Source organism: Ruegeria discodermiae, from assembly GCF_030758345.1.
Classification (GTDB): Bacteria; Pseudomonadota; Alphaproteobacteria; order Rhodobacterales; family Rhodobacteraceae; genus Ruegeria_C.
Genome location: NZ_JAVAMO010000006.1, coordinates 136,087 through 158,906, shown reverse-complemented (window position 1 = coordinate 158,906; position 22,820 = coordinate 136,087). Strand labels below are relative to the sequence as shown.

At 61.9% G+C, this 22,820-nt stretch carries 20 protein-coding genes; 13 read left to right on the top strand and 7 right to left on the bottom strand.

What is annotated here, in order from left to right:
• Positions 1 to 36: 36 nt before the first annotated feature.
• Together Q5Y75_RS15435 and Q5Y75_RS15430 are read left to right on the top strand one after the other, a co-directional pair.
• A complete protein-coding gene (locus Q5Y75_RS15435; RefSeq protein WP_306199034.1) occupies positions 37 to 903 on the top strand; it encodes a hypothetical protein in 867 nt (288 codons plus the stop codon).
• A 195-nt stretch (positions 904 to 1,098) separates the two neighbouring features.
• The gene (locus tag Q5Y75_RS15430) at positions 1,099 to 2,325 is read left to right on the top strand and encodes a calcium-binding protein (RefSeq protein WP_306199032.1); all 1,227 of its coding nucleotides are present in this window, start codon (positions 1,099 to 1,101) and stop codon (positions 2,323 to 2,325) included.
• A 110-nt stretch (positions 2,326 to 2,435) separates the two neighbouring features.
• Here the strand turns inward: Q5Y75_RS15430 and Q5Y75_RS15425 are convergent, their stop codons facing one another.
• Positions 2,436 to 4,793, bottom strand: a complete 2,358-nt coding sequence (locus Q5Y75_RS15425) for a mechanosensitive ion channel family protein (RefSeq protein WP_306199030.1) — start codon at positions 4,791 to 4,793, stop codon at positions 2,436 to 2,438.
• A 220-nt stretch (positions 4,794 to 5,013) separates the two neighbouring features.
• On the opposite strand from Q5Y75_RS15425, the gene Q5Y75_RS15420 reads away from it, so the two are divergent.
• The 9 genes from Q5Y75_RS15420 (at position 5,014) to rpe (ending at position 13,571) form a co-directional block, all read left to right on the top strand.
• Positions 5,014 to 6,294, top strand: coding sequence for a nucleotide sugar dehydrogenase (locus Q5Y75_RS15420; RefSeq protein ID WP_306199029.1), 1,281 nt, complete (start codon positions 5,014 to 5,016; stop codon positions 6,292 to 6,294).
• Between the two features lie 7 nt (positions 6,295 to 6,301).
• The gene (locus tag Q5Y75_RS15415; protein ID WP_306199028.1) at positions 6,302 to 7,516 is read left to right on the top strand and encodes a glycosyltransferase family protein; all 1,215 of its coding nucleotides are present in this window, start codon (positions 6,302 to 6,304) and stop codon (positions 7,514 to 7,516) included.
• Positions 7,513 to 8,757: a glycosyltransferase family 4 protein gene (locus Q5Y75_RS15410; protein WP_306199026.1), complete on the top strand. Its 1,245-nt coding sequence runs from the start codon at positions 7,513 to 7,515 to the stop codon at positions 8,755 to 8,757. The genes Q5Y75_RS15415 and Q5Y75_RS15410 overlap by 4 nt, the downstream gene beginning before the upstream one ends.
• A gap of 3 nt (positions 8,758 to 8,760) precedes the next feature.
• Positions 8,761 to 9,831, top strand: coding sequence for a glycosyltransferase family 4 protein (locus Q5Y75_RS15405; RefSeq protein ID WP_306199024.1), 1,071 nt, complete (start codon positions 8,761 to 8,763; stop codon positions 9,829 to 9,831).
• Positions 9,832 to 9,834: 3 nt separating this feature from the next.
• On the top strand, positions 9,835 to 10,419 hold the full coding sequence (locus tag Q5Y75_RS15400) for a histidine phosphatase family protein (RefSeq protein WP_306199022.1): 585 nt from the start codon (positions 9,835 to 9,837) through the stop codon (positions 10,417 to 10,419).
• A complete protein-coding gene (locus Q5Y75_RS15395; protein WP_306199020.1) occupies positions 10,416 to 11,558 on the top strand; it encodes a glycosyltransferase family protein in 1,143 nt (380 codons plus the stop codon). The genes Q5Y75_RS15400 and Q5Y75_RS15395 overlap by 4 nt, the downstream gene beginning before the upstream one ends.
• The gene (locus Q5Y75_RS15390; protein ID WP_306199018.1) at positions 11,555 to 12,307 is read left to right on the top strand and encodes a polysaccharide deacetylase family protein; all 753 of its coding nucleotides are present in this window, start codon (positions 11,555 to 11,557) and stop codon (positions 12,305 to 12,307) included. Before Q5Y75_RS15395 ends, Q5Y75_RS15390 begins: the two co-directional genes overlap by 4 nt.
• A gap of 13 nt (positions 12,308 to 12,320) precedes the next feature.
• Positions 12,321 to 12,797: a class I SAM-dependent methyltransferase gene (locus tag Q5Y75_RS15385; RefSeq protein ID WP_306199017.1), complete on the top strand. Its 477-nt coding sequence runs from the start codon at positions 12,321 to 12,323 to the stop codon at positions 12,795 to 12,797.
• An 84-nt stretch (positions 12,798 to 12,881) separates the two neighbouring features.
• Complete coding sequence (gene rpe / locus Q5Y75_RS15380; protein WP_306199015.1) at positions 12,882 to 13,571, top strand: ribulose-phosphate 3-epimerase; 690 nt, start codon at positions 12,882 to 12,884, stop codon at positions 13,569 to 13,571.
• Here the strand turns inward: rpe and Q5Y75_RS15375 are convergent.
• Genes Q5Y75_RS15375 through Q5Y75_RS15355 form a run of 5 tightly spaced genes read right to left on the bottom strand, consistent with a single transcriptional unit; the run spans position 13,562 to position 19,290 of the window.
• Positions 13,562 to 14,791 (bottom strand): Tm-1-like ATP-binding domain-containing protein, encoded by a 1,230-nt coding sequence (locus Q5Y75_RS15375; RefSeq protein WP_306199013.1) that lies wholly within the window; start codon positions 14,789 to 14,791, stop codon positions 13,562 to 13,564. The genes rpe and Q5Y75_RS15375 overlap by 10 nt on opposite strands.
• A gap of 8 nt (positions 14,792 to 14,799) precedes the next feature.
• The gene (locus Q5Y75_RS15370) at positions 14,800 to 16,242 is read right to left on the bottom strand and encodes an aldehyde dehydrogenase family protein (protein ID WP_306199214.1); all 1,443 of its coding nucleotides are present in this window, start codon (positions 16,240 to 16,242) and stop codon (positions 14,800 to 14,802) included.
• Positions 16,149 to 17,768 (bottom strand): tripartite tricarboxylate transporter permease, encoded by a 1,620-nt coding sequence (locus tag Q5Y75_RS15365; protein WP_306199011.1) that lies wholly within the window; start codon positions 17,766 to 17,768, stop codon positions 16,149 to 16,151. Before Q5Y75_RS15365 ends, Q5Y75_RS15370 begins: the two co-directional genes overlap by 94 nt.
• Positions 17,768 to 18,298, bottom strand: a complete 531-nt coding sequence (locus Q5Y75_RS15360) for a tripartite tricarboxylate transporter TctB family protein (RefSeq protein ID WP_306199009.1) — start codon at positions 18,296 to 18,298, stop codon at positions 17,768 to 17,770. Before Q5Y75_RS15360 ends, Q5Y75_RS15365 begins: the two co-directional genes overlap by 1 nt.
• A 53-nt stretch (positions 18,299 to 18,351) precedes the next feature.
• Complete coding sequence (locus Q5Y75_RS15355) at positions 18,352 to 19,290, bottom strand: tripartite tricarboxylate transporter substrate binding protein (RefSeq protein ID WP_306199007.1); 939 nt, start codon at positions 19,288 to 19,290, stop codon at positions 18,352 to 18,354.
• Positions 19,291 to 19,457: 167 nt separating this feature from the next.
• On the opposite strand from Q5Y75_RS15355, the gene Q5Y75_RS15350 reads away from it, so the two are divergent.
• Positions 19,458 to 20,237, top strand: a complete 780-nt coding sequence (locus Q5Y75_RS15350; protein WP_306199004.1) for an IclR family transcriptional regulator — start codon at positions 19,458 to 19,460, stop codon at positions 20,235 to 20,237.
• Positions 20,238 to 20,256: 19 nt separating this feature from the next.
• A complete protein-coding gene (locus Q5Y75_RS15345; protein WP_306199002.1) occupies positions 20,257 to 21,612 on the top strand; it encodes an aspartate aminotransferase family protein in 1,356 nt (451 codons plus the stop codon).
• 34 nt (positions 21,613 to 21,646) lie between these two features.
• On the opposite strand, the gene Q5Y75_RS15340 is transcribed toward Q5Y75_RS15345, so the two are convergent.
• On the bottom strand, positions 21,647 to 22,816 hold the full coding sequence (locus tag Q5Y75_RS15340; protein ID WP_306199000.1) for a serine hydrolase domain-containing protein: 1,170 nt from the start codon (positions 22,814 to 22,816) through the stop codon (positions 21,647 to 21,649).
• Positions 22,817 to 22,820: the final 4 nt, after the last annotated feature.

Sequence of the window (22,820 nt, the reverse complement as noted above, 5' to 3'; positions counted from 1 at the left end):
TGCCAGCATGCCAGCGCGGCAAATCACAGGACCCTGATGCAGCACCCTACTCTCGACCGATTTCTGGAACAGGACACCGCCCTGCCGGGGACCGCGCCGCTGGCGATGATCTTCGTCGAGGATGACGTCGAGGTCGCAACGACGTTACGCCATCACCTGCAATGCGGCTTTGGAACGGTCCTGGCGCTGATGCCGGATGCGTTTTCACTGCCTCAGGATGTCGAGTCGCGGGTGCATCGCATCAGCTTCGACTGCGGCCCCGACGGCGCGGTCACCGCCGCCGTCAACAAGGTGATCGCAGCCACACCGGGGCGCTGGATGTATTACTGCTATAATGCGGAATACCTATTCTATCCGTTTTGCGAGACCCGCAGCGTGGGCGAGATGCTGGCCTTCCACCAGGAAGAGCGCCGCGACGCCATGCTGACCTATGTGATCGACCTTTATGCCGACGATCTGGGGCATGCGCCCAACGGCGTGTCGCTGGATCGGGCACATCTGGACAAATCAGGCTACTACGCCCTTGCCCGAACCGACCCGGTCACCGGACAACCGAGGGAACGCCAGTTGGATTTCTTCGGCGGCGTGCGTTGGCGGTTTGAAGAGCACATCCCAAAAGACAGCCGCAAGATCGACCGGATCGCCCTGTTCAAATCCGCACCCGGTCTGGAACTGCGCCCAAATCACACCTTTGCCGAGCAGGAATACAACACCTATGCCTGCCCATGGCACCATAACCTGACGGCGGCGATCTGTTCCTTCCGCACCGCCAAGGCGTTGAAGCGCAATCCCGGATCAAAATTCGATATCCACAGTTTCCACTGGCACAATTCAACTCCCTTTGAATGGCATTCCCGCCAATTGCTGGATCTGGGGCTGATGGAACCCGGACAGTGGTTCTGAGCGCAGAGGAGCCGGCCGGCGCGCGGATTACATAGGTGAATCAGGGCTTTGCCCGGAGGCTAAGGATCGTTGTATAGGTGGCCCTTACAACTCATGCATGCAATAAAAATGTGAACTGCTCAACACGTAAAAGCAATTTCCAAGAACAGTCAACGATGGTTTTTTAATAGTTGCTCAAAACGGGAGAATTGAGACGTGGCAAGGATTATTCGCACTGGTGATTTCGGCGGCCCCAATTTTGTAAGGGGCCTCGCCCTGCAAAAAGAGAGTTTTGTTGTCGTGAGTGACAGCGTCGCCACGCTCGGGCCGTTTCAGGGCGGATTTGATTCCACGTCTTCGATCACGATGGTCGTCTTTGGCAGCGGCTTCGGTCTTACAGGTGACGGGCGCTATACCGGGCGGGTGTCAAGCTTCATGGCAACTGACAATGACGGCAACAGCTGGCATGTCACTGATTACGGGCCAACGCTGAATACGTTGAACACCGCCGCGATCGAGCAGACCTTTGTCGAGAATCTGCTTGGCCCGACTCAATGGGACTATGTCGGGAACGATTTCGATGATGTCTTTATCGGCGCGACCTTTGCCGACAAGTTGCGTGGTTTTGGCGGCAATGACAGTTTCGAGGGGCTGGGCGGGAATGACACCATCTGGGGCGGCAAGGGCAATGACAGTCTGCGTGGCCAACAGGGCGATGACACCATAGGGGGTGGAACCGGACATGATCTGATCGAAGGCGGAACCGGGCAGGACCTGTTGTTCGGTGCCAAGGGGAAAGATCAGATCAACGGTGGCGACGGGGCCGATCTCATCTTTGGTGGCGCGGGAAGCGACGGGCTGCGCGGACTTACCGGGGCCGATACGATTGTCGGTGACTCAGGTTGCGACCGTATCTTCGGCGGCGATGGAGCAGATCTTCTGGAAGGGGCCGGTGGTACAGACAGGCTGTTTGGGCAAAATGGCGGAGACACGATTCTGGGCGGCGAAGGAAACGACTTTGCGCAAGGCGGCGGCGGCGTCGATCTGGTGTTTGGAAATGCAAATGATGACACGGTTCAGGGCGGCGAAGGCGCTGATTTTATCATTGGCGGTCGTGGAAACGACACGATCTCCGGCAACACATCTCTGAATGTCTCCTATGACGGCGCACCCGATACGTTCCTGTTCAACGGAGCTTTCGGTGATGACACGATCAGCGATTTTGAGATCGATTGGGATGCGATCTGGTTGATCGGCGTCACGGAAGCGGACGTCGAGGTAGTGACCGCCGGATCAGATGTTCTGATCCGGGTCCAAAACGACGGCGAGCAAAGGATACTTGTGGAGGGTGTGGCGTCAGAGTTCGATCGCGATGTCGATATCGTTTATCTTGAGCGCGACGATGATCAGGTTACGGACGCGATCGGCGATTTCTGGATTTGAAAGGATATCCCGAGGGAAGTCGCAAGGTGCCGCGCGTGGCTTGAACAAAAAACGCTCGCCGCGCCCGGACCAGCAGAAGAGCCCATCAGAGGCATTTGCAAAAGCGATGGTCAGGGACCATCGCCGCCGCCCGGTCCAATATCGTCCAGATAATCCTCGTCGATCGCCGCCTGTACCGCGCCTGTCACGGCCTCTTTCTGGTTTGGTGACAGTTCTTCTTCCTTTTTGCCATCGGCGAGCCGCACCGTCACCTCGCGATGCGCAAAACGGATGCCTTCGCGTTCAAAGAGCGCGCGGATTTCCTCGAACACCTTCTTGCGCACCAACCATTGATCGCCCGGCTTGGTCATGAACTTGACCCGGATGATCATCGCCGAATCCTGCATCTCGATCACCCCCTGCGATTTAAGGGGCTGGATGAAGTTCTCACCGATCACCGGGTCTGTCAGCAGCTCTTTTCCGAGGTTCTTGATCAGTTTGCGTACCCGTTCCACATCGGTGTCATAGGTCACCCGCAACGGCAGCTTCATGATGACCCAATCGCGGGAATAGTTAGTCAGCACCTTGATCTCGCCGAAAGGAATGGTGTTGAGCGCGCCCAGGTGGTGGCGCAATTGGAACGAGCGGACCGAGATCTTTTCGACCGTCCCCTTCACCTCACCGATATCGATGTATTCGCCCTTGCGGAACGCATCATCGACCAGAAAGAACGCCCCTGAAAAGATGTCGCGCACCAGGGTCTGCGCCCCGAAACCAACGGCCAGACCAACCACACCGGCACCGGCGAAGAGCGGGCTGACATTGATGCCCAATTCCATCAAAGCAATAAGCGTGATCGTCACAACGACCACCGCCAGGATTGCCCCGCGAAACAGAGGCAGAAGCGTCGCCAGCCGCGATGCGCTGCTGCCGCCGCCTTCATCGCCCAGTTCGGCCTCTCCTGCATCGACGGTTTCCTCGGCGATCTTGCTGTCGATCCAGATACGGAAGAAATGATAGACGATATACCCGATGAACAGGATCACCATCACATCCAGCGCCCGTTCGACCGGCAGGTCCTCAGTCCAGCTGGCATCGGGATACCAGATCACCACCAGCGCATAGGCACCAACCACAAAGGCAAGCGCCCCTGCGACGCGGCGGGCCAGATCTTCGTAAGTGGCGATCGGGTGGGCCTTGGGGGCGGGAACCTCTTCTTCCCAATCCTCTTCGGCATCTGCAATTGCCAGTTCCTCGTTGATCTGCTGCACATGGCGCGAGCGGGCAAAATACCGCTCCAGCAGGTAGTTCATTGCGCCATAAGCCACCACCACGGACATGAAGATCGCATAGGTTCCGGCGATCAGCGGGATCGGTGAGGGTTTTTCCAGAACCAGATCAAGCGCCAGATCGAACCAGCCGAACACGATATAAAGCAGGATCACCGGGGCCCAGGCAAACGAGATCAGCCGCAGCAGAAAAGATACCTGCTCAATCGCTCTGCCCCCCCGGATCGCATGGGAAATCGCGCGCGCATTGAACAGCACCATCAAAATATTGGCCAGCGCTCCGACCAATGAGAGCACGCCGTAGACCATCGCATAGACGTTGTAGTTCAGCCCGAAATCAGCGACCCAGGTAGAAAACAGCACCGCTGAAACATCATAGGTCGCCACAAAGCTCGCCCAGATATACAGCCGCTTGGCATCACGATCCGAAAACGGCGGCAGGCGATATTGCGACAGGTAGGGCGACAGAATCATGCGCCACAGATCCGAGATCGTGCGCGACAGGAAATAGGCGGTGAAAATCGCCGTCACCGAAAACTGGATCGAGATATCGTCGGTGGGACCAAAGATCAGATACCCGATGATCGCCGCAAAGAGCATCGCAAACACGGTGCCACCGATCCCCATGAGGAAGCGATAGACCAGGAACGGCATCTTGTCGCGAAAGCCCTGCGGGTCCTCCTTGATCCGCGCGACCACATAGCGTTTCGCGATCCGCTTGCCGTAGATCTCGACCGACAGCCAGCGCCCGACAAGCAGCAAAAGCACGTTCCAGAACAGCACCTCAGCATAGGTCATGATGCGCCCGTCCGGGCTGGTCTGCCGCAGGATGTACTGCACTTCGAAGATCGAATAGGGCAGTGCTTCCAGCCGCGAATCCAATGACTTGCGGAATTCCGAGAACCGCTCCTGCGCCTTCATCAGCTGCGAGCCTTCGGCCATCGGATCGGCGTTTTCAGCCGTGTCGGCTTCGGTGTTGCCCGAAGCGCTGACCAGCCTGCCGGTACTGTCGATCACGATCACGCTTGCACCAGCTTCTGACGCGTTGCGGATCGCGGTGGCCAGATCCCCCTCGGTGGTGGTCGCGATCTCTTCCGATGACGACACCCCGGGCAAATAGGATAACTGCGCCCGAGACGGCCCGGTCAGGGCCAGCGACAGCCACACAGACAAGGCCAGGCAGAACAGAATGCGGATCATGGGATCGTGACTTCCGGAATTGTTTACTGACAGGACGTTACAGGACTGTGTTGCACTGTTCAAATGACATGGAAGCACCGCTGCGCGAGCGTGTATTGAGGCCACAGCTTGGATCGCCTATGTCGGTTTCGAGTTTCCAAAGCCCGGGCTTTTGACTAACAGGGCGCGGTGGCGAGCGCGGGCGCCGGAAACAAACAGATTGCCGTCGGAGATCAACAGCGTGACAGGCCAAACCGCAGGGGAAAAAATTGCCGTTCTGGGCCTTGGCTATGTTGGGCTGCCGCTGGCGCTCGGGCTGGCGCGCGCGGGCTTTGACACGTTGGGCTTCGATATCGACCAGGCCCATGTCACCGCGCTGTTGAGCGGCCACGACCGGGCCGGTGAAGTCTCGGGCCAGAGCTTGCGGGAAACCAGCGCGCATTTGTCAGCCGACCCTGCGGATCTGGCCGATTGCACCACTTACATCCTTGGAATACCAACCCCGATCACCCCCGCCAAGACGCCGGACCTTGGCCCTTTGCGTGCTGCCTGCCGGATGATCGCGCCGCATCTTGTGCCCGGCGATCTGGTGATCCTGGAATCCACCGTCTATCCCGGTGTGACCGAAGAGGTCTGCGGCCCGCTGCTGGCCGAAGAGAGCGGGCTGCGGCTCTATGATGATATCCGACTGGGATACTCGCCAGAACGGGTCAATCCCGGCGATGCGGCGCATGGGCTGGAAAGCCTGATCAAGGTAATCTCGGCGCAGGATGAGGCCACACTGGACCGGGTCGAGGCGATCTATGCGCCGGTGATCAAGGCGGGCGTGCACCGGGCCAGCTCGATCAAGACAGCCGAAGCTGCAAAGGTGATCGAGAACACCCAGCGCGACATCAATATCGCCCTGGTCAACGAGTTCTCGCTGATATTCTCACGCCTGGGCCTTGATACGCTGGAGGTGCTGGAGGTGGCGGGCACGAAGTGGAACTTCCTGCCTTTCAAGCCCGGACTTGTCGGCGGGCATTGCATCGGGGTCGACCCCTATTACCTGACCTATCGCGCCGAGCAGGCAGGTTATCACCCCGAGGTGATCCTGGCCGGGCGCCGCATCAACGATACGATGGGCCGCCATGTGGTCGCCGAGCTGATCAAGCTGATGCTGGCGCGTCAGATCAACCCAAGCACGGCGCGGGTTCTGGTCATGGGTTTCACCTTCAAGGAAAACTGCACCGATATCCGCAACACACGTGTGGCCGATATCCTGACCGAGTTGCAGGATTACTCCGTCACCGTCGATCTGCATGACCCCTGGGCAGATGCCGAGGCGATCAAGCAGGAATACGGGTTCGATGTGACACCCGCGCCCGAAGCCGGCAGCTATGACGCAATCATTGTGGCTGTCGGCCATCGTCAATTCGTCGACATGGGCGCGCCGAAAATTCGCGCACTTGGCCGTCCGGGGGCGGTTTTGTTTGACATCAAGGGCGTTTTTGACAAAACCGAAGCTGATCTGAGGCTTTAGGCAAGGCATGAACTGGGGCAGCACACACGACGAAACCGGGCGCGCGCCACGCATCATGCTCTATAGCCATGATACGTTTGGTTTGGGCCATCTACGCCGGTCGCGCGCGCTCGCCGCCGCGATCACCGCCGCGCAACCCAGCGCCTCGGCGCTGATCCTGACCGGATCGCCCATTGCCGGGCGTTTCACCTTCCCGCGGCGCGTCGATCATGTGCGCCTGCCCGGCGTGACCAAACGCAGCGACGGCTCTTACGCCTCGCGCACCATCGGCATGGGCATCGAAGAGGTCACCGAACTGCGCGCGCGGCTGATTCAGACCACCGCCGAGCAATATGACCCCGATATCCTGATCGTCGACAAGGAACCGACCGGATTCCGCGGCGAGTTGCTGCCGACCCTTGAAAAGCTGCTGCGACAGGGCCGCACGCGGCTGGTGCTGGGGCTGCGCGATGTTCTGGACGCACCCGATGTGCTGGCCGCCGAATGGGAGCGCAAGGATGCGGTTGCCGCAACCGAGCGTTTCTATCACGAGATCTGGGTCTATGGCCTGCGTTCCATCTATGATCCGACAGCCGGGCTGCCGCTGTCCAACGCGGCACAGGCAAGGATGCACTGGACCGGCTATCTGCGGCGCGAATTGGGCAGCACCGACGAGCCCCCCGAACAGCCCTATGTGCTGGTAACTCCCGGCGGCGGCGGCGATGGCCGCGCCTTGGTCAATCTTGTGCTCAGTGCCTATGAACAGGACCCCGACCTCAAGCCGCGTGCCGTGCTGGTCTATGGCCCTTTCCTATCGGGCGATCTGCGCGCTGAGTTCGAGGCCCGCGTCGCCGCGCTGAACGGGCGGGTGACGGCGGTGGGGTTCGAATCCCAGATCGAAACGCTGTTTGCCGGGGCCGCCGGTGTGATCTGCATGGGCGGCTACAATACGTTCTGTGAGGTACTGTCCTTTGACAGCCGCGCCGTCATCGTGCCGCGCATGGTGCCGCGTATGGAACAATGGCTGCGCGCCTCGCGGGCTGAACAGCTGGGCCTGATCCGCATGCTGGACGAAAAACGCGACGGGCTGTCGCCCGAGGCGATGATCCGCGCCATTCGCGAATTGCCGCAGCAACCCCTGCCCTCGCAGGCGATCCGTGACGGGTTGCTGGACGGGCTGGATTACGTCACTCACCGGGTGGCGGTTCTGCTGGGTGAAGTGGGCGAGCAGGCCGCCGAATGAGCCACACCCCGCCAAAGCTGGCGGTGCTGGTCAAGGGCTGGCCGCGCCTGTCAGAGACCTTCATCGCGCAGGAACTTGTTGCGCTGGAAGAGGTGGGCCAAAGGTTCGACATCTGGTCCCTACGCCACCCGACGGATGTGAAACGCCACCCGCTGCATGACCGCCTGCAAGCCCCGGTGCACTACCTGCCGGAATATCTCTACCAGGAACCGGACCGGGTCTGGGCCGCCCGCGCCATCGCCGCCGCTCTGCCCGGATATGCCGAGGCCTGGCGTGTCTGGCGCGCCGATCTGCGCCGCGACCCGACCCACAACCGCATCCGCCGCTTCGGACAGGCCTGCGTGCTAGCCGCCGAACTGCCCGATACGATAAACGGGCTTTACGCCCATTTCCTGCATACGCCCTCGTCGGTGGCGCGCTACGCCGCCATCATGCGCGGCCTGCCCTGGAGCTTTTCGGCCCATGCCAAGGATATCTGGACCTCGCCGGAATGGGAGCTGCGCGAAAAACTCACCGCCGCGAGCCATGGAGCAGCCTTTGGGGCCACCTGCACCGCCTTTGGCGCGCGGCATCTGCGGTCGCTCTCGGATGACCCGACGCGGGTCGATCTGGTCTATCATGGGCTGGACCTGACCCGCTTTCCGCTGCCCGATCCGCGCACGCCCCGCGCCGCCAACGCGCCGTTTCATATGCTCTCGGTCGGGCGCATGGTCGAGAAGAAGGGGTTTGACCGGCTGCTGGACGCATTTGCACTGCTGCCGGATCATCTGGACTGGCGCTGGACCCATATCGGCGGTGGCGAACTGACCGGCAAGCTGACCGAGCAGGCGCACCAGCTTGGCCTGTCCGACCGGATCACCTGGCGCGGAGCCTGCGATCAGCCCGAGGTGATCGCCGCTATGCGGCAGGCCGATCTGTTTGTGCTGCCCAGCCGCATCGCCGCCAATGGCGATCGCGACGGCTTGCCCAATGTACTGATGGAAGCCGCCTCGCAGCGTTTGGCGATCCTGTCCACTCCGGTCTCGGCGATCCCCGAATTCATCACGTCCGGCACCCATGGGCTGCTGGTGGCAGATGATCCGCAATCGCTGGCAACTGCCATCACGCAGATGGCGGCTGACCCCACAGGGACGCAACAGATGGCCGAGGCCGCACTCGAACGCCTGCGCGACGCCTTTGGCATGGCACCCGGCATAACCCGCCTGTCCGCCCGGTTGTCCGATCTGTGCGGGGCGGCCTGACCCATGCCGCGCGCTGCGTTCTACGCACCGATGAAATCGCCGCATAGCCCGGTTCCCTCGGGCGATCGCGAAATGGCCCGCAACCTGATGCGGGTGCTGCAGCGCGCCGGGTACGAGCCTGATCTGGTCTCGGACCTGCGCATCTATGACAAGCACGGCGATGCCGCAAAACAGAATGGGCTTCGCGCTAAGGCCCGGGACGAAGCCGCGCGTCTGATCCGCGACCTGCCCGATGAGACCGCGATCTGGGTCACCTATCACAGCTATTACAAATCCCCCGACCTACTCGGCCCGGCGGTGAGCCAAGTGCGCGATATTCCCTATGTGCAGATCGAAAGCACCCGCGCCAGCAGTCGCCTCACCGGCCCCTGGGCGGGGTTCGCACGGGCTGCACATCAGGCCAGCGACGCGGCTGATGCCATCTTCTACCTCACTGCCAATGATCTGATCACGCTGGAGCGCGAGCGCTTTGGCGACCAGAAGCTGGTTCATCTGCCCCCCTTTCTGCCGGATGAGGCGCTGCCGCCCGCCGCCGCGCTGGATGGCCCGATGCTGACGGCAGCGATGATGCGCGCGGGCGACAAGCTGGCCTCTTATACGCTGATTGCTGAAACGTTGGCCCTGTTAGAGGGCGACTGGCAGTTGCAGATCGCAGGAGACGGCCCTGCCCGATCCCAGGTCGAAGACCTGATGGCCCCGTTTGGAGATAAGGTGCGGTTTCTGGGCCAGCTTGACCCCAACGCCATGCGAGACGCCTATCGACGCGCCGCGCTGTTCTTCTGGCCCGGCCTAAACGAGGCGTTCGGCATGGTCTATCTCGAAGCACAGGCCGCGGGCCTGCCGGTGGTGGCTCAGGACCGCCCCGGCACCCGTGACATCTTGTTGCCCGCGGTCTACCCAGACCCAAGCGAAGGCCCGCAAGCGCTGGTGCAACGGATCAGAAACTTGCGTGAAACGCCTCAGATGCGGCGCGACCTGGGCGCGCGGGCTCGTGCCATGATTGCGCGGACCCACCTGCTGCCCTCGGCGGCGGCCATCCTGCGCGACACGCTTGATGATCTGGTGAAAGGCTGAGCGATGCCCAAACTTGCCCTTCTGCGCCACGGTCATACCGAGTGGAACCGCGCCGGTCGCATTCAGGGGCGCAGCGATATTCCGCTGGATGACGAGGCGCGCACAACCCTGATGCAGTACCGCCTGCCTGCCGAGTGGCAAGACGCACAGCTCTGCTCAAGCCCGCTTGCCCGCGCGGTCGAGACCGCACAGATCGTCTCGGGCCGCGATCCGGAGCCGGTTGCCGCGCTGACCGAGATGGATTGGGGCGACTGGGAGGGGCAGCGCGGCACCGATCTGCTGGCCACGCCCGATAGCGGCTTTCGCCATATCGAGGATTGGGGCTGGGACTATCACGCGCCAGGCGGTGAAAACCCGGCCCGGCTGCGTGACCGGTTGCATCCCTGGCTCAACAGGCTGGATAACGACACGCTGGCGGTTTGCCATATCGGCGTGATGCGGGTGCTGCTGGCGCAAGCCTGGGGGTGGAATTTCTCCGGCCCCGCCCCGTTCCGGATCAAACGCAACCGGCTCTATGTCCTGTCCCTGCCCGACCTGACGCCCGAGCCCGAACCCCTCCGCCTTTCCGCCAGAGACGCCCCGCAATGAAGCTGCTGATCGCCGTCACGCATCTGCTGGGCACCGGCCATCTGAGCCGGGCGCTCACGCTGGGCCGGGCCTTTGGCGCGGCGGGACATCAGGTCTTTCTGATCTCGGGCGGCATGCCAGCGCCGCAGTTGAACCATGACGGCCTGAACACCCTGAACCTGCCACCCCTGCGCTCGGACGGGGTGGATTTCACCCGTCTCTTGGACGAAAACGGGCAAGCGGCCACGCCTGAGTATCTGAGCGCGCGCACTGCCGCACTCTGCACCGCGCTGCGCCAGTTCGAGCCCGATATCATCATCACCGAATTGTTCCCCTTCGGCAGACGCATCCTCAGCGCCGAATTCACCGCCTTTCTCGACACCGCCGCGACGCTGCCCAAAGCGCCCATGATCCTCTCCTCGATCCGCGACATCCTCGCGCCACCTTCGAAACCCGCCAAGGCCGAGAAGGCCGAACAGATCATCGCGCAGCACTATAGTGGGGTTCTGGTCCATTCCGACCCGGCCCTGACCCCGCTTGAGGTCAGCTGGCCGATCACCCCCGCCCTGCGGGCCAAACTGCATTACACCGGCTATGTCGCCCCGCCCCCATCCGGCCCGCATCCCGAGGGAGCGGGCCATGGCGAAGTACTGGTCAGCGCCGGAGGCGGCTCGGTCGGGACACCGATCTATCGCGCTGCCCTTGGAGCAGCGGCATTAACGCCAGATCTGTACTGGCGGCTGCTGGTCGGGGGCAAAGATGCCGCTGAGCGCATTGCGAGCCTTCGGGGCGCGCATAATCTGGCAAATGTAGCGCTGGAAAAAGCCCGCCCGGATTTCCGGCAGATGCTCTATCATGCCGCCGCCTCGGTCAGCATGTGCGGCTATAACACCGCGCTGGACCTGCTGCAGGCGGGTACGCCCTCGGTGCTGGTTCCGTTCGATGATGGCAACGAGGTCGAACAGGGGCTACGCGCCGAGAGCCTTGCCCGTGAACCCGCGATGGAGGTGCTGCGCAGCGGTGAGCTGAGCCCCGAAGCGCTCGCCGCGTCGGTCCGACAGGTCGCGCGTCAGCCGCGTCAGACCGGCTCGACCGGCCAGTTCGATGGTGCTACGCGCAGCGTCGAGATCGTCGAAACCCTACTGGGGTCGGAACCATGACACATGATTGGAGCCCGCTCGACGCCGAACTGGCCCTGTGGAAACGCGCAGGCCTGACCCTGCCGCTCTGGTGGCGAGATGATGATGCCACCGCACCCTCACCCGCGCTTGACCGGCTGAACGACCTGTCCGTTGAAACCGGGCTGCCGGTGCATCTGGCGGTGGTACCGGAACCGGCGGTTCCCGAACTGGCGGCATATCTCTCCGGGCGCGAAAACCTGATCCCGGTGGTGCATGGCTGGGCGCATCGCAACCATCAGAAGCCTGATGCCAAAAAATCCGAATTTGGCGCCGGTCGGCCTGTCAAAGCCGCCCTAGAAGATGCCCAGCGCGGTCTGGCCCGGATGTGCGATCTGTTTGGGGATGATCTCTCCTCGATGTTCGTGCCGCCCTGGAACCGCATCTCGGATACGGTGAGCGCAGGGCTACCGCTGCTGGGCTATAACATGCTGTCGACCTTCACCCCGCGCAAAGCACAAGAGGCCGCCCCCGGGCTGACCCGGATCAACACCCATCTCGACCCGATCGACTGGCGCGGCACGCGCGGGCTGGCTGACCCTGATGCGCTGATCGCTCAAGCCACGACGCAATTGCGGGACCGGCGCGACGGGCGCGCGGACAATCACGAACCTTATGGCCTGCTGACGCACCACCTTGTCCATGACGATGCGATCTGGCAGTTCACGCGGGACATCGTGACACGGCTGATCAAAGGACCGGGCGTGCCGTGGACCACGCCAAGACAATGAAGGACGCCAAGATATGAGCCGACTGGATTCGATGCTGCGCAGGCTGAGCGCCCAGCGCGACGGGCTGAACTGGGCGGTGGCGCAGATCGCAGGCCATCCCGGAGAGGTGCTGGACATGGGGCTGGGCAATGGCCGCACCTATGACCACCTGCGCGAAATCCTTCCCGACCGCCGTATTCGCGTGATGGACCGGGTGCTGGCCTGCCACCCCTCCTGTACGCCACCCGAGGCGGATTTCTTGCAGGGCGAGGCCGAGGTAATGCTCAATCATCTTGCCAATGAAGGCGCGCAGATCATCCTGGCCCACTACGATTTCGGACGCGGAATCAAGGAAGAGGACGTGGCCGAGGCCGCCCGGCTCAGCCCGCTGATCGCGCGGGTTCTCGCGCCCGGCGCGCTGCTGGTCTCGGGTCAGCCGCTTGTGGGGTTCGAGCAGATCAGCGGCCCGGACACGATCGCCAGGGACCGCTATCTGTTCTATCGGGCATGAGCGCGACAAATTCCCCACCACCCCCTATCGCCCCGCGCAGGCAGCCTATATATGCCTGCCAAAACCAGATCCCGAGGTGCCGCAATGAGCTTTGACCGCAATATCAAGATCGCCCCGTCGATCCTCGCCGCCGATTTCGCCAATTTCGGGGCCGAATGCGAAGCGATCGAGGCGCAGGGCGCGGATTGGGTGCATGTGGATGTGATGGATGGGCATTTCGTGCCCAACATCACCTTTGGCCCGGCGACCTGCGCGGCGATCCGCAAACATATCAAGGGCGTGATGGATGTGCATCTGATGATCGCGCCGGTTGATCCCTATATCGACGCTTTCGCGCAGGCGGGCGCGGATGTGATCACCGCCCATGTGGAGGCCGGACCGCATATTCACCGCACGCTGCAAGCCATCCGCGCGACGGGTGCCAAGGCCGGTGTCGCACTCAACCCCGGCACGCCTGCTGAGGCGGTGGCGCATCTGCTGGACCTGACCGATCTAATCTGCGTGATGACCGTGAACCCCGGTTTCGGCGGTCAGAAGTTCATCGACATGAGCGCCAAGATCCGCGCGCTGCGCGCGATGATCGGCGACCGCCCGGTGCATATAGAGATCGATGGCGGCGTCGATGCCAAGACCGCGCCATTGGTGGCGCAGGCCGGGGCCGACGTGCTGGTCGCGGGATCGGCGGTGTTCCGGGGAGGCTCGGTTGGTGATCCAACGGCTTATGGCAAAAACATCCGCGATATCCGCGCCGCCGCCGAAGGGGTCTATGCCTGAGCGGCGATCACCCCACGCGCCACCCAGTCGTCGAATATTTCAAGCACGCGCGCGCTGAAGTCGGCGTCATTGATATGCGCATCCAGCGCGTGCAGGTCTGCGTTTTCCGGCAATGTGGCCTCGACCTCGGCGCAGAAGGCGGCCAAACTTGAGGCATCGTGCAGGTCACCATCGGGCCGGTCCCATTCATTGCAGCCTCCGCGCGGCAGCAGGAAGGCCACCGGCGCGCTTGCCTTTGACAGTTTGTCTGCTAACGCGCGCGCCACCTGCCGCCGCTCATCCGCGTTCAGCACGGCGGAGGTCAGCAGGCGGTTATGGGCATGGACGGGGCGATCCCGGAAGTGTTCCGGCAACGGCTGCCAGCCCACCACGTCCACCAGATCATAGCAGCCGGGTGCCACCAGCTGCGGAATGCCCGCGCGGCCCGCATTGGTCATCCGGTCTTCACCCGCCGAGAGCCCGCCAAACAGGTGATTGGCCACCTCCTGCGGGGCGAAATCCATCACCGCCGCAAAAGCGCCCTCAGCCGCGAGGCTTTCGAATGCGCGCCCGCCCATGCCGGTGGCGTGGAATACCGCTACCTCGAAGCCGCGTTCTTCCAGCGCCGGTTTCAGGGTCACCATGTAACGCAGCACGGTCTTGCCGAAGCTGGTCATGCCAATCAGCGGCCGGTCGCGTTTGGGCGGCTCCACCGCCTGTGCTGCGCCCAGAACCGCTCCAGCGGCTTGGGAGAGCGAGGCCTTGCAGATCGAGTTCAGCCCATAAAGCCCACCGGCCCAAAGGATCATCTGCACATCCGCAGGCAGTCGCTCTGGGGGCATCAGGGGCGAGAAGGACACGGTTGAGACGATGTATTTCGGCACGCCCACCGGTAGTGCGGCGCACAGATCCAGCGCCAGATCGGTACCCATCGTGCCACCCAGCACGATCACCCCGTCGATCCGTCCCGCGCGATAAAGCTCCAGCGCCTTGGCAGCGGCCCCGGTCGCCATGATCTGCATCGCGGTGTTTTCATCGCCCGAGTCGATGGCCGCCTGAATGGAGCTTCCGCCCGCCTCTGCCACCGCATGTTTGGACACGTCCGTTGGTTTTGACGGATCACCGAGTACGCTCACATCCATGGACAGCAGATCGCCGCCCTGTCCCCGGATTACATCGGCGATATAGTGCAGTTCTTCGTCTTTGGTGTCATAGGTCCCTGTAACCAGTATGGTTTTCATCCCGTCCCTCACAGCTGTATCCACGCGGTCTTGAGATCGACGAATTTGTCGAGCGCATGCAGCGACTTGTCATGCCCGTTACCCGATTGCCCGACCCCGCCCAGAGGCACCGTATTGTCCGCCCCGCCATAGGTGTTCACATGCACCACGCCCGCCCGGATGCCGGCCACCATCCGGTGCGCGCGACTGAGATCAGCGGTCCAGACCCCCGCCGCCAGCCCGTAATTGGTGGCATTGGCAAGGCGCAGCGCCTCTTCCTCGGTTTCGAATTTGGTCACCGACAGGACCGGGCCAAAAACCTCGCGCTGGAACAGCACCGCGTCGGGTTGCACATGGGTCACGATGGTGGGTGCCATGTAAGTTCCGCCCGTGCCCTCCAGAATGCGCGTGCCGCCGGTGATGATCTGCCCGCCCTCGGATTGCGCCATGTCCATGAAGGACAGGTTGCGTTTCAACTGATCTTCCGAATTCACCGCCCCGATCTGACTGTCCAGATCGAGCGGGTCGCCCACGCGCAGCGCTTCAGCCTCTGCCCTGAGCAGCGCGACGAATTCGTCGTGCACGGAAGCCTCAACCAACAACCGGGAACCGGCAACGCAGACCTGCCCGGAATTGCGGAAGATGCCCATGGCAGACACCTTGGCCGCCTTGGCCAGATCGGGCGCATCGGCGAAGACGATATTGGGGGATTTGCCACCCAGTTCCAGATAGACCCGCTTGAGGTTTGACTGTGCCGAGGCCTCCATCAGCCGCCGCCCGGTCTCGCCCGAGCCGGTGAAGGTGAGCACATCTACCCCCATCGACCGCGACAGCGCCGCGCCGGTCTCAGACCCCGACCCGGTGACCACGTTCAGCACCCCGTCAGGCAGCCCGCATTCGACGCAAATCTCGGCCAGACGGAGCAGCGACAGAGAGGCCGTTTCCGCCGGTTTCAAAACTACCGAATTGCCCATCGCCAGCGCAGGCGCGAGTTTCCACGCGCCGATCATCAGCGGGAAGTTCCACGGCACGATGGCCCCGACGACCCCAACTGCCACGCGATGCACCAGCCCCAGCACATCATGTGCGGTGGGGGCAACCTCACCCGCCACCTTATCCAGCGCCTCGGCATAGTAACGGAAGGTCCCCGCAGCCGAGCCGGGTTCAGCCTTGAAGGCCATGTTGAACTCGGTGCCATTGTCGCGCACGCCGAGCACAGCCAGGTCCAGCGCCTCGGCCTCGATCCGGTCGGCGATGCGGTGCAGAACCTTCTTGCGCACCGCCGGAGCCATCCGCGACCAGCGCCCATCCTCAAACGCTGTGCGCGCCGAGGCCACGGCGCGGTCGACATCCGCAGCTGACGCGCCCGCAAGCGTCGTCAGAACAGATCCGTCAATCGGCGAAGTAGCCGTGAGTGGCGCGCCCGTACCTTCTTGCCATGATCCTTCAAGAAAGAGTTTCTGCGGCGCCACATCAGCCCGCCGAAGCGCGTCGATGCTGTTTTGGTCTGCCATTCGGCCTCCTTCAGTTCCTTGCGGTCCTTCAGCACGCGGATGATGTGGACCAAGAGAACGATGATGATGAGTAGAAACAGGATGAACGCGACTGGGCGATCGATGAAATCCAGGGGCTCCTTTACCCGCGCCATGCCCGCGCGCAGCTTGACCTCCATGATCCCGCCCAGAACCATGCCAAGGATGATCGGCACCGCAGGCAGAGAGAGGCGTTTCAGTACATAGCCGACCACGCCAAAGATCGCGGCAAGGATGCAGTCGATCACGGAATTGCGCAGGGAATAGACCCCGACAAAGCTCAGCGTCAGAATGCAGACGCCCAGAAAGCGGTTCGGGATACGCACCACCTGGATCAGCGATTTGGTCGCCACCAGCAGGAAGATCAGAACCAGCACGTTCAGGATCAAAAGCGCCAGATAGAGCGCGACGACAAAATCCATCTGGTTCTGAAACAGCCCCGGCCCCGGCACCACGTTATGCACGTAGAACACGCTCAGCATCATCGCCGTCAGCGCCTCACCCGGAATCCCCAGCGCTAGCAAAGGCACCATGGCGGCGGCAGGCACGGCATTGTTGGCGGTCTCGGCCGCGATCAGACCCTCAGACGAGCCATTGCCGAAATCCTGCGGGCGTTTCGAGGTCTTTTGCGCATAAGTGTAGGACATGAACTGCGCGGTGAATTCCCCCACACCGGGGATCATGCCCATCAGCACGCCGAAACTGGCCGAAACACTGGCGACACGCGGATGGCGGCCCAACTCCCGCAGCCCCTGAAACATGCCGCCGCGCAGCTTGGTCAGGCGGATTTTCTCGTCATCCGAGGTGAGCAGAACAAAGGCTTGGCTCAGCGCGAACAGCCCCAGCACCACCACGATCAGGTTGATGCCCCCCGACAGGAACGGCTGATCGAAGGTGTAACGCGAGGTGTATTTGACCGGCTCCAACCCGATGGTTTGCAGGAAGATGCCGAAACACGCCAATGCACCGGCAATCAAGGACTGGCCGCGATGGGCGACCACCACCAGCAGGATGCCCAGCAGAGCCGCAAGGAAGATCTCGCGCGAGCCGAACATCGGTGCGATCTTGGCCAGAACCGGCGCAAAGAGGATCAGGCAGACAACCGAGAAGATGCCGCCGAAAAAGGACGAGGAATAGGCCAGCGACAGCGCCCTGCGTGGTTCGCCCCGCGCGGTCATCGGATAGCCGTCATAAGTGGTCAGCGCATTGACCGCCGTGCCAGGCGTGTTGATCAGGATGGCGGGGATCGAGCCGCCATACATCGAACTGCCATAGATGCCCAACAGCACCGTCAGCCCCACGATCGGGTCCATCGAGAAGGTCGCAGGCAACAGGATCGCAATGGCAACGGCAGGCCCGACCCCCGGAATGGCCCCGATCAGCACGCCGCCCACCGATCCCGCCAGCAGCGCCAGCGCCACGTCCCAGCGCATCAGGATTTCGAGGGCAGAGAGGATCAGGTCCATCAGAGATACAGGATGAAGAAGCTGCGCAACGCGCCGGGAAGATACTCATAGATCGCACCGCCGGGGATTTTCACGCCCAAGAGCGATTTGAACAGGATCACAACCGCAAAGGCAAAGCCGACGCTGATCCACATCATCTGCTTGTCGCGATACCCCATCCGCCAGGCCAGCGCGGGCACAAAGACCAAAGTGACCGGCAGATAACCCAGAACAGGCACCAGCAGCACATAGCCCATGAACCAGCCAGTATATTCCAGCACGGTCAGCCACTTGCGCGCTTCCCACCAATCATAGCGCGTGTTGCGCCACCACGGCAGACGGTAGAGGTGCAGCCCGGCCAGCGCGAGCATGCCGAGAATACCTACTGCGGGCCAGAATCGGGGCTGCGCAAAAAATTTCGACTTTTCCACCCACTGTGTCTGCGTGGTGATCTGGCTGATCAGCAAGACCGACAGGCCGACAAAGCCCACAGCAAAGATCAACTGACCGCGCCGGGGGCCGACGAAACGGCGTTCACGTTCGGATGGCATGAGTGGATGCGTCCCTGCTGGAGGGGCGGGCCAATGCGGCCCGCCCGATAGGGTTACTGGAGGATCTGGCCGATGCGGCCCATCGTGTCGATATCGTTGGAGATGCGCGTGGCGCTGTCATCGGCACCCTGCCAATAGACCAGCGCGCCGGTTTCTGCCGCGACCTTCTGGGCACGCTCGCTCATGACCGTTTCCTTGGCCACCTCGATGATCTTTTCGCGCACGTCCTGCGGCGTGTCCTTGGTCACGAACAGCCCATTCCAGAGCGCGATGTTCAGCCCCTCGTCCAGTTCGCCAATCGCGGGCGCATCGGGTACCAGTGGGATACGTTCATCAGTGATTGAGGTGAGAACTTTCACATTGTCCAGACAGGGCAGGATCAGCTGCAACGTGGTGTTGATCACGTCCGCATCACCCGAGGCCAATGTGTTGCAGTCCAGAGCATCAAAGGCCGCATCCGACCCCCATTCAAACCCCGCATTCTTGGCAAAGGCCTTGGTCACCTGCGTCGGCGTCAGCACATCTCCGAAATGACCCAGCGCCACGTCGTTTTCCTTGGCATAGGCGGCAAGCTCTTCCATCGAGCTATAGGGCGCATCGCCACTGGTGGCGATCACGAAAGGATAGGTCAGAAAGATGCCCAGCGGGTCGAACTTCTCGGGCGTGAGCGGCGCGATGTCGATTTGGTGCCCCATCACCGGCACCCCGATCACGAAGGACCCGATCGTGTAGCCATCGGCTGGCGCATTCGCCACCTCAATCGCACCCGGGAACGGACCACCGCCACCGCCGGGCTTGTTCACCACTGCGGCGGCCACGCCGAATTTCTCCTGAAAGTCCTCGGCGATCATGCGAGTCAGCACATCTTCCAGATCACCCGGAGGCCAGGGCACGATAAAGTTGACTGGCTTTTCCGGGTAATCGGCCAGCGCTGCCCCAGCCATCAGGGCAAGTGCCGCCGCTGCGCCTGCGATCTTGGTCTTGAAAGTCATCGTTACCTCCGGGTCCTGTTGAGACGTTGTTGGTTCATTATTTGAACCGTTGGTTTGAAATTAGATTGACAGGCCACCCCCTCCTCTGTCAACACTTTCCACAACGGCGCGGGGTAAACGCCCTTGCCGAAGGATGGAACCGGATCGTCAAAAGGTTAAACCCGGAAATGGGAACAGTCTCTAAGGCACTGTCATTGCTGAGTTTGTTCAACCATGGCCGCTTGGAAATCGGCCTGAGTGACATCACGCGCCTGTCCGGAATGAACAAAGCGACCGTCTATCGGCTGATGAGCGAATTGCAGGCTCAGGGATTCGTCGAACAGATCGGCAATGACCGTGCCTACCGGCTGGGGCCTGAGGTTCTGCGGCTCGCCGCCCTGCGCGAGGCGACCGTGCCTTTGCTGTCCGTATCGCAGGACATCCTGCGGCAACTTTGCGAAAGCACCGGCGAAACCGCACATATGTCGATCGTGCAGGGACGCCAGTTGAATACGCTCACCCATGCCTACAGCCCGCAGCACGGCACCCGTGTCACGATGGAGGATGCCGAGATCCTGTCCTTTCACGGCACCGGATCCGGACTGGCCTTCCTGAGCTATGCCAAGGAAGAGTTTGTGGACGAAATCCTTTCGCAGCCGCTTGCGGTTCACACGTCCCAGACGCAGACCGATCCCCAAAAATTGCGGGCGGCGCTGGCACAGGCGCGCGTGCTGGGCATTGCTGAATCCATCGGCGGGTTTGAGGCCGATGTGCATTCCCACGCCGCGCCGATTTTCGGACCCGACCAGCGCCCCATCGGTGCGCTCGCCGTGGCCGCACCGATGTCGCGCATGACCGCTCAATTAAAATCCAGAATACGTCGCGAACTGAAAGCCGCCGCGCTTGACCTGACCCAGCGGATCGGGGGGTTCTGCCCGCCCGATTACCCGCAGGACCAAGCCGCTTGAACCCCCGGGAGGCCTCCAAATGAAAGACAGCAACTTCCTCAAGGAAATGAATGCCCGCTCGGTCTGGCACCCGATGGCGCACCCCGCCGATTGCCAGGCCAACCCGCCCACCATCGTCACTGGCGCCTCGGGCGTACGGATCAAGGACATTGACGGGCATGAAGTGGTGGATGCGGTTGGCGGGTTGTGGAACGTCAATCTCGGGTTTTCCTGCGACCCGATCAAGGCCGCGATCACCGCCCAGATGGAACGTCTGCCCTATTACTCGATCTTCCGTGGCACCACCAATGACACGGTGATTCAGCTGGCCGAGGAACTGCGTGACTTCTTCGAACCCGACGGGCTGAGCCGCGCCTTCTATACCTCGGGCGGGTCCGACAGCGTGGAGACCGCCCTGCGGCTGGCGCGGCAATATCATCAGGTGCGGGGCGAGGCCGGGCGCACCAAGTTTCTGAGCCTCAAGAAAGGCTATCACGGCACCCATTTCGGCGGGGCCTCGGTGAATGGCAACGCCAATTTCCGCTCGGCTTATGAGCCGCTTCTGGCCGGATGCCACCACATTCCCGCACCTTACACCTATCGCAACCCCTTCAATGAAAGCGATCCGGAGCGGCTGGCGCAGCTCTGCCTCAGCATGCTGGAGGATGAGATAGCCATGCAGGGCGCAGGCAGCATCGCCGCTTTCATCATGGAGCCGATCCTGGGGGCGGGTGGGGTGATCCCACCACATGAAAGCTTCATGCCCGGCGTGCGTGAGATTTGCACACGGCATGGCATCCTTCTGATCGCCGATGAGGTCATCACCGCCTTTGGCCGCACCGGCAGTTGGTCCGGGTCACGTCATTGGGGCGTGCAGCCCGACCTGATGTGCACCGCCAAAGCGATCACCAACGGTTACTTCCCCTTCGGCGCGGTGATGATCGCAGAACATGTGGCACAGGTCTTTGAGCAGGACGAGACCGGCCAGGCCAATATCGGGCACGGTTACACCTATTCCGGCCACCCGGTTGGGGCCGCTGCGGCGCTGGCCTGTTTGGAAGAGACGATCCGACTGGACGTGCCAACCAATGCAGCGGCGCGCGGCGCGCAACTGTTCGAGGGGTTGCAGGCGCTGCAACAGAGATATGAGTTGATCGGCGATGTGCGTGGCGGGCACGGGCTGATGTGTGCGCTGGAACTGGTCTCGGAACGCGCGGCAAAGACACCCATCGACAAGGCAACCATCGGCAAGGTTCAGGACGCAGCCTATCAGGCGGGCGCCATGGTGCGCATGTCAGGCGCCAACCTGATCATGTCACCGCCGCTGGTGCTGACCGAGGCGGATGTCGACACAATCCTGAACGCTTTGGATGCGGGTTTCGTGGCCGTGTCCTAGCCTTGCGGAGTTCAAGAACGATCTGATTGCGGAGCTACCTATCACCTGGGGCTAACGCAAACATAAGCTTGCGGGCGAGTTCATCCATCCGCTTCGGAGCGTGGAGATTGGTCGCAACTGCAACCACCAGGTCCTGCTCGGGATTGAGCATCAGAACGACGTACCACATGGTATTTGATCCATTGTGCCAGACAATCGGACCTTTCTCGCCCGCATCCCCGATCACCCATCCCAGCCCATAGTTAGAGGAATCCGGCGTTTGCATGGCCTGACAACTCGCTTGGGCAAGATATTCGGGCATGTGGCCAGCGCATGCCCGCAGGTGCATTTGCCCCCACCTCACCAGATCCGCCATATTCAGGTGGATTGTCCCTGCCGGACCCAACCATCTTGGATTATCCGATGCCGGGCTTTCGGGCTGAACCGACCGCCGGAAGCCCAGCACCGATTGGTGCCCTCTGGCGGCATCCGATTGGGTTGGCGCGCCAAATCCCAAGCTCGTCAATCCAAGAGGCGCGGCGATTTCGGACATTATGAGCTCTTCCCATGACGCTCCCGTCACCTCCTCAGCGACGAAGCCAGCAAGTACATAGCCGATGTTTGAATAATGAAACTCGCCGCTTTTTCCCGGCAAAGGATCGCCCCACATCGCGGAAAGGACCGCGCGCCGTCCAGCGTATGGCGCATGCGCGAATGTTTCGCGGGTGACGTGGCGAGGCGCGTTTGCCGGCATGCCCGCCGAATGACTCAGCAGTTGCCGCAAGCCGACTGTCCTCCAGTCGGGATGCATGCTGTCCTTGTCGCGTGCAAGATACGTCCCGATTGGCGCATCCAAGGTCACCTCGCCCCTATCGACCAACCGCATCACCAAGGTCGACGTAAATGATTTGCTGATCGACCCGATATGCCAGGGCGCGTCATTCGCGACGCTGCCTGATACACCTTTGGTGGTGGGCCCGGCGATCATCACCGTTGGCGCGTCTTGGCCCAAGGCATAGGCAAAACCCAATGCGTATTCAGGATGCGCTTGCGCGGCATGATGAAAGATATCCTCTGGGCTCGTTTGCTGAGCGCTCAGGAGCGTCGGCAGGATTGCCGCCAATGATAGGCCAAACACGCAGGCAGAAGCCCAAACCATGCAGTCTAGGTGGAGAGTGCGTGGGAAGAGTTCAATCCGGCTGGCGAGGAAGAAAGGCTTTTGCAAGCTT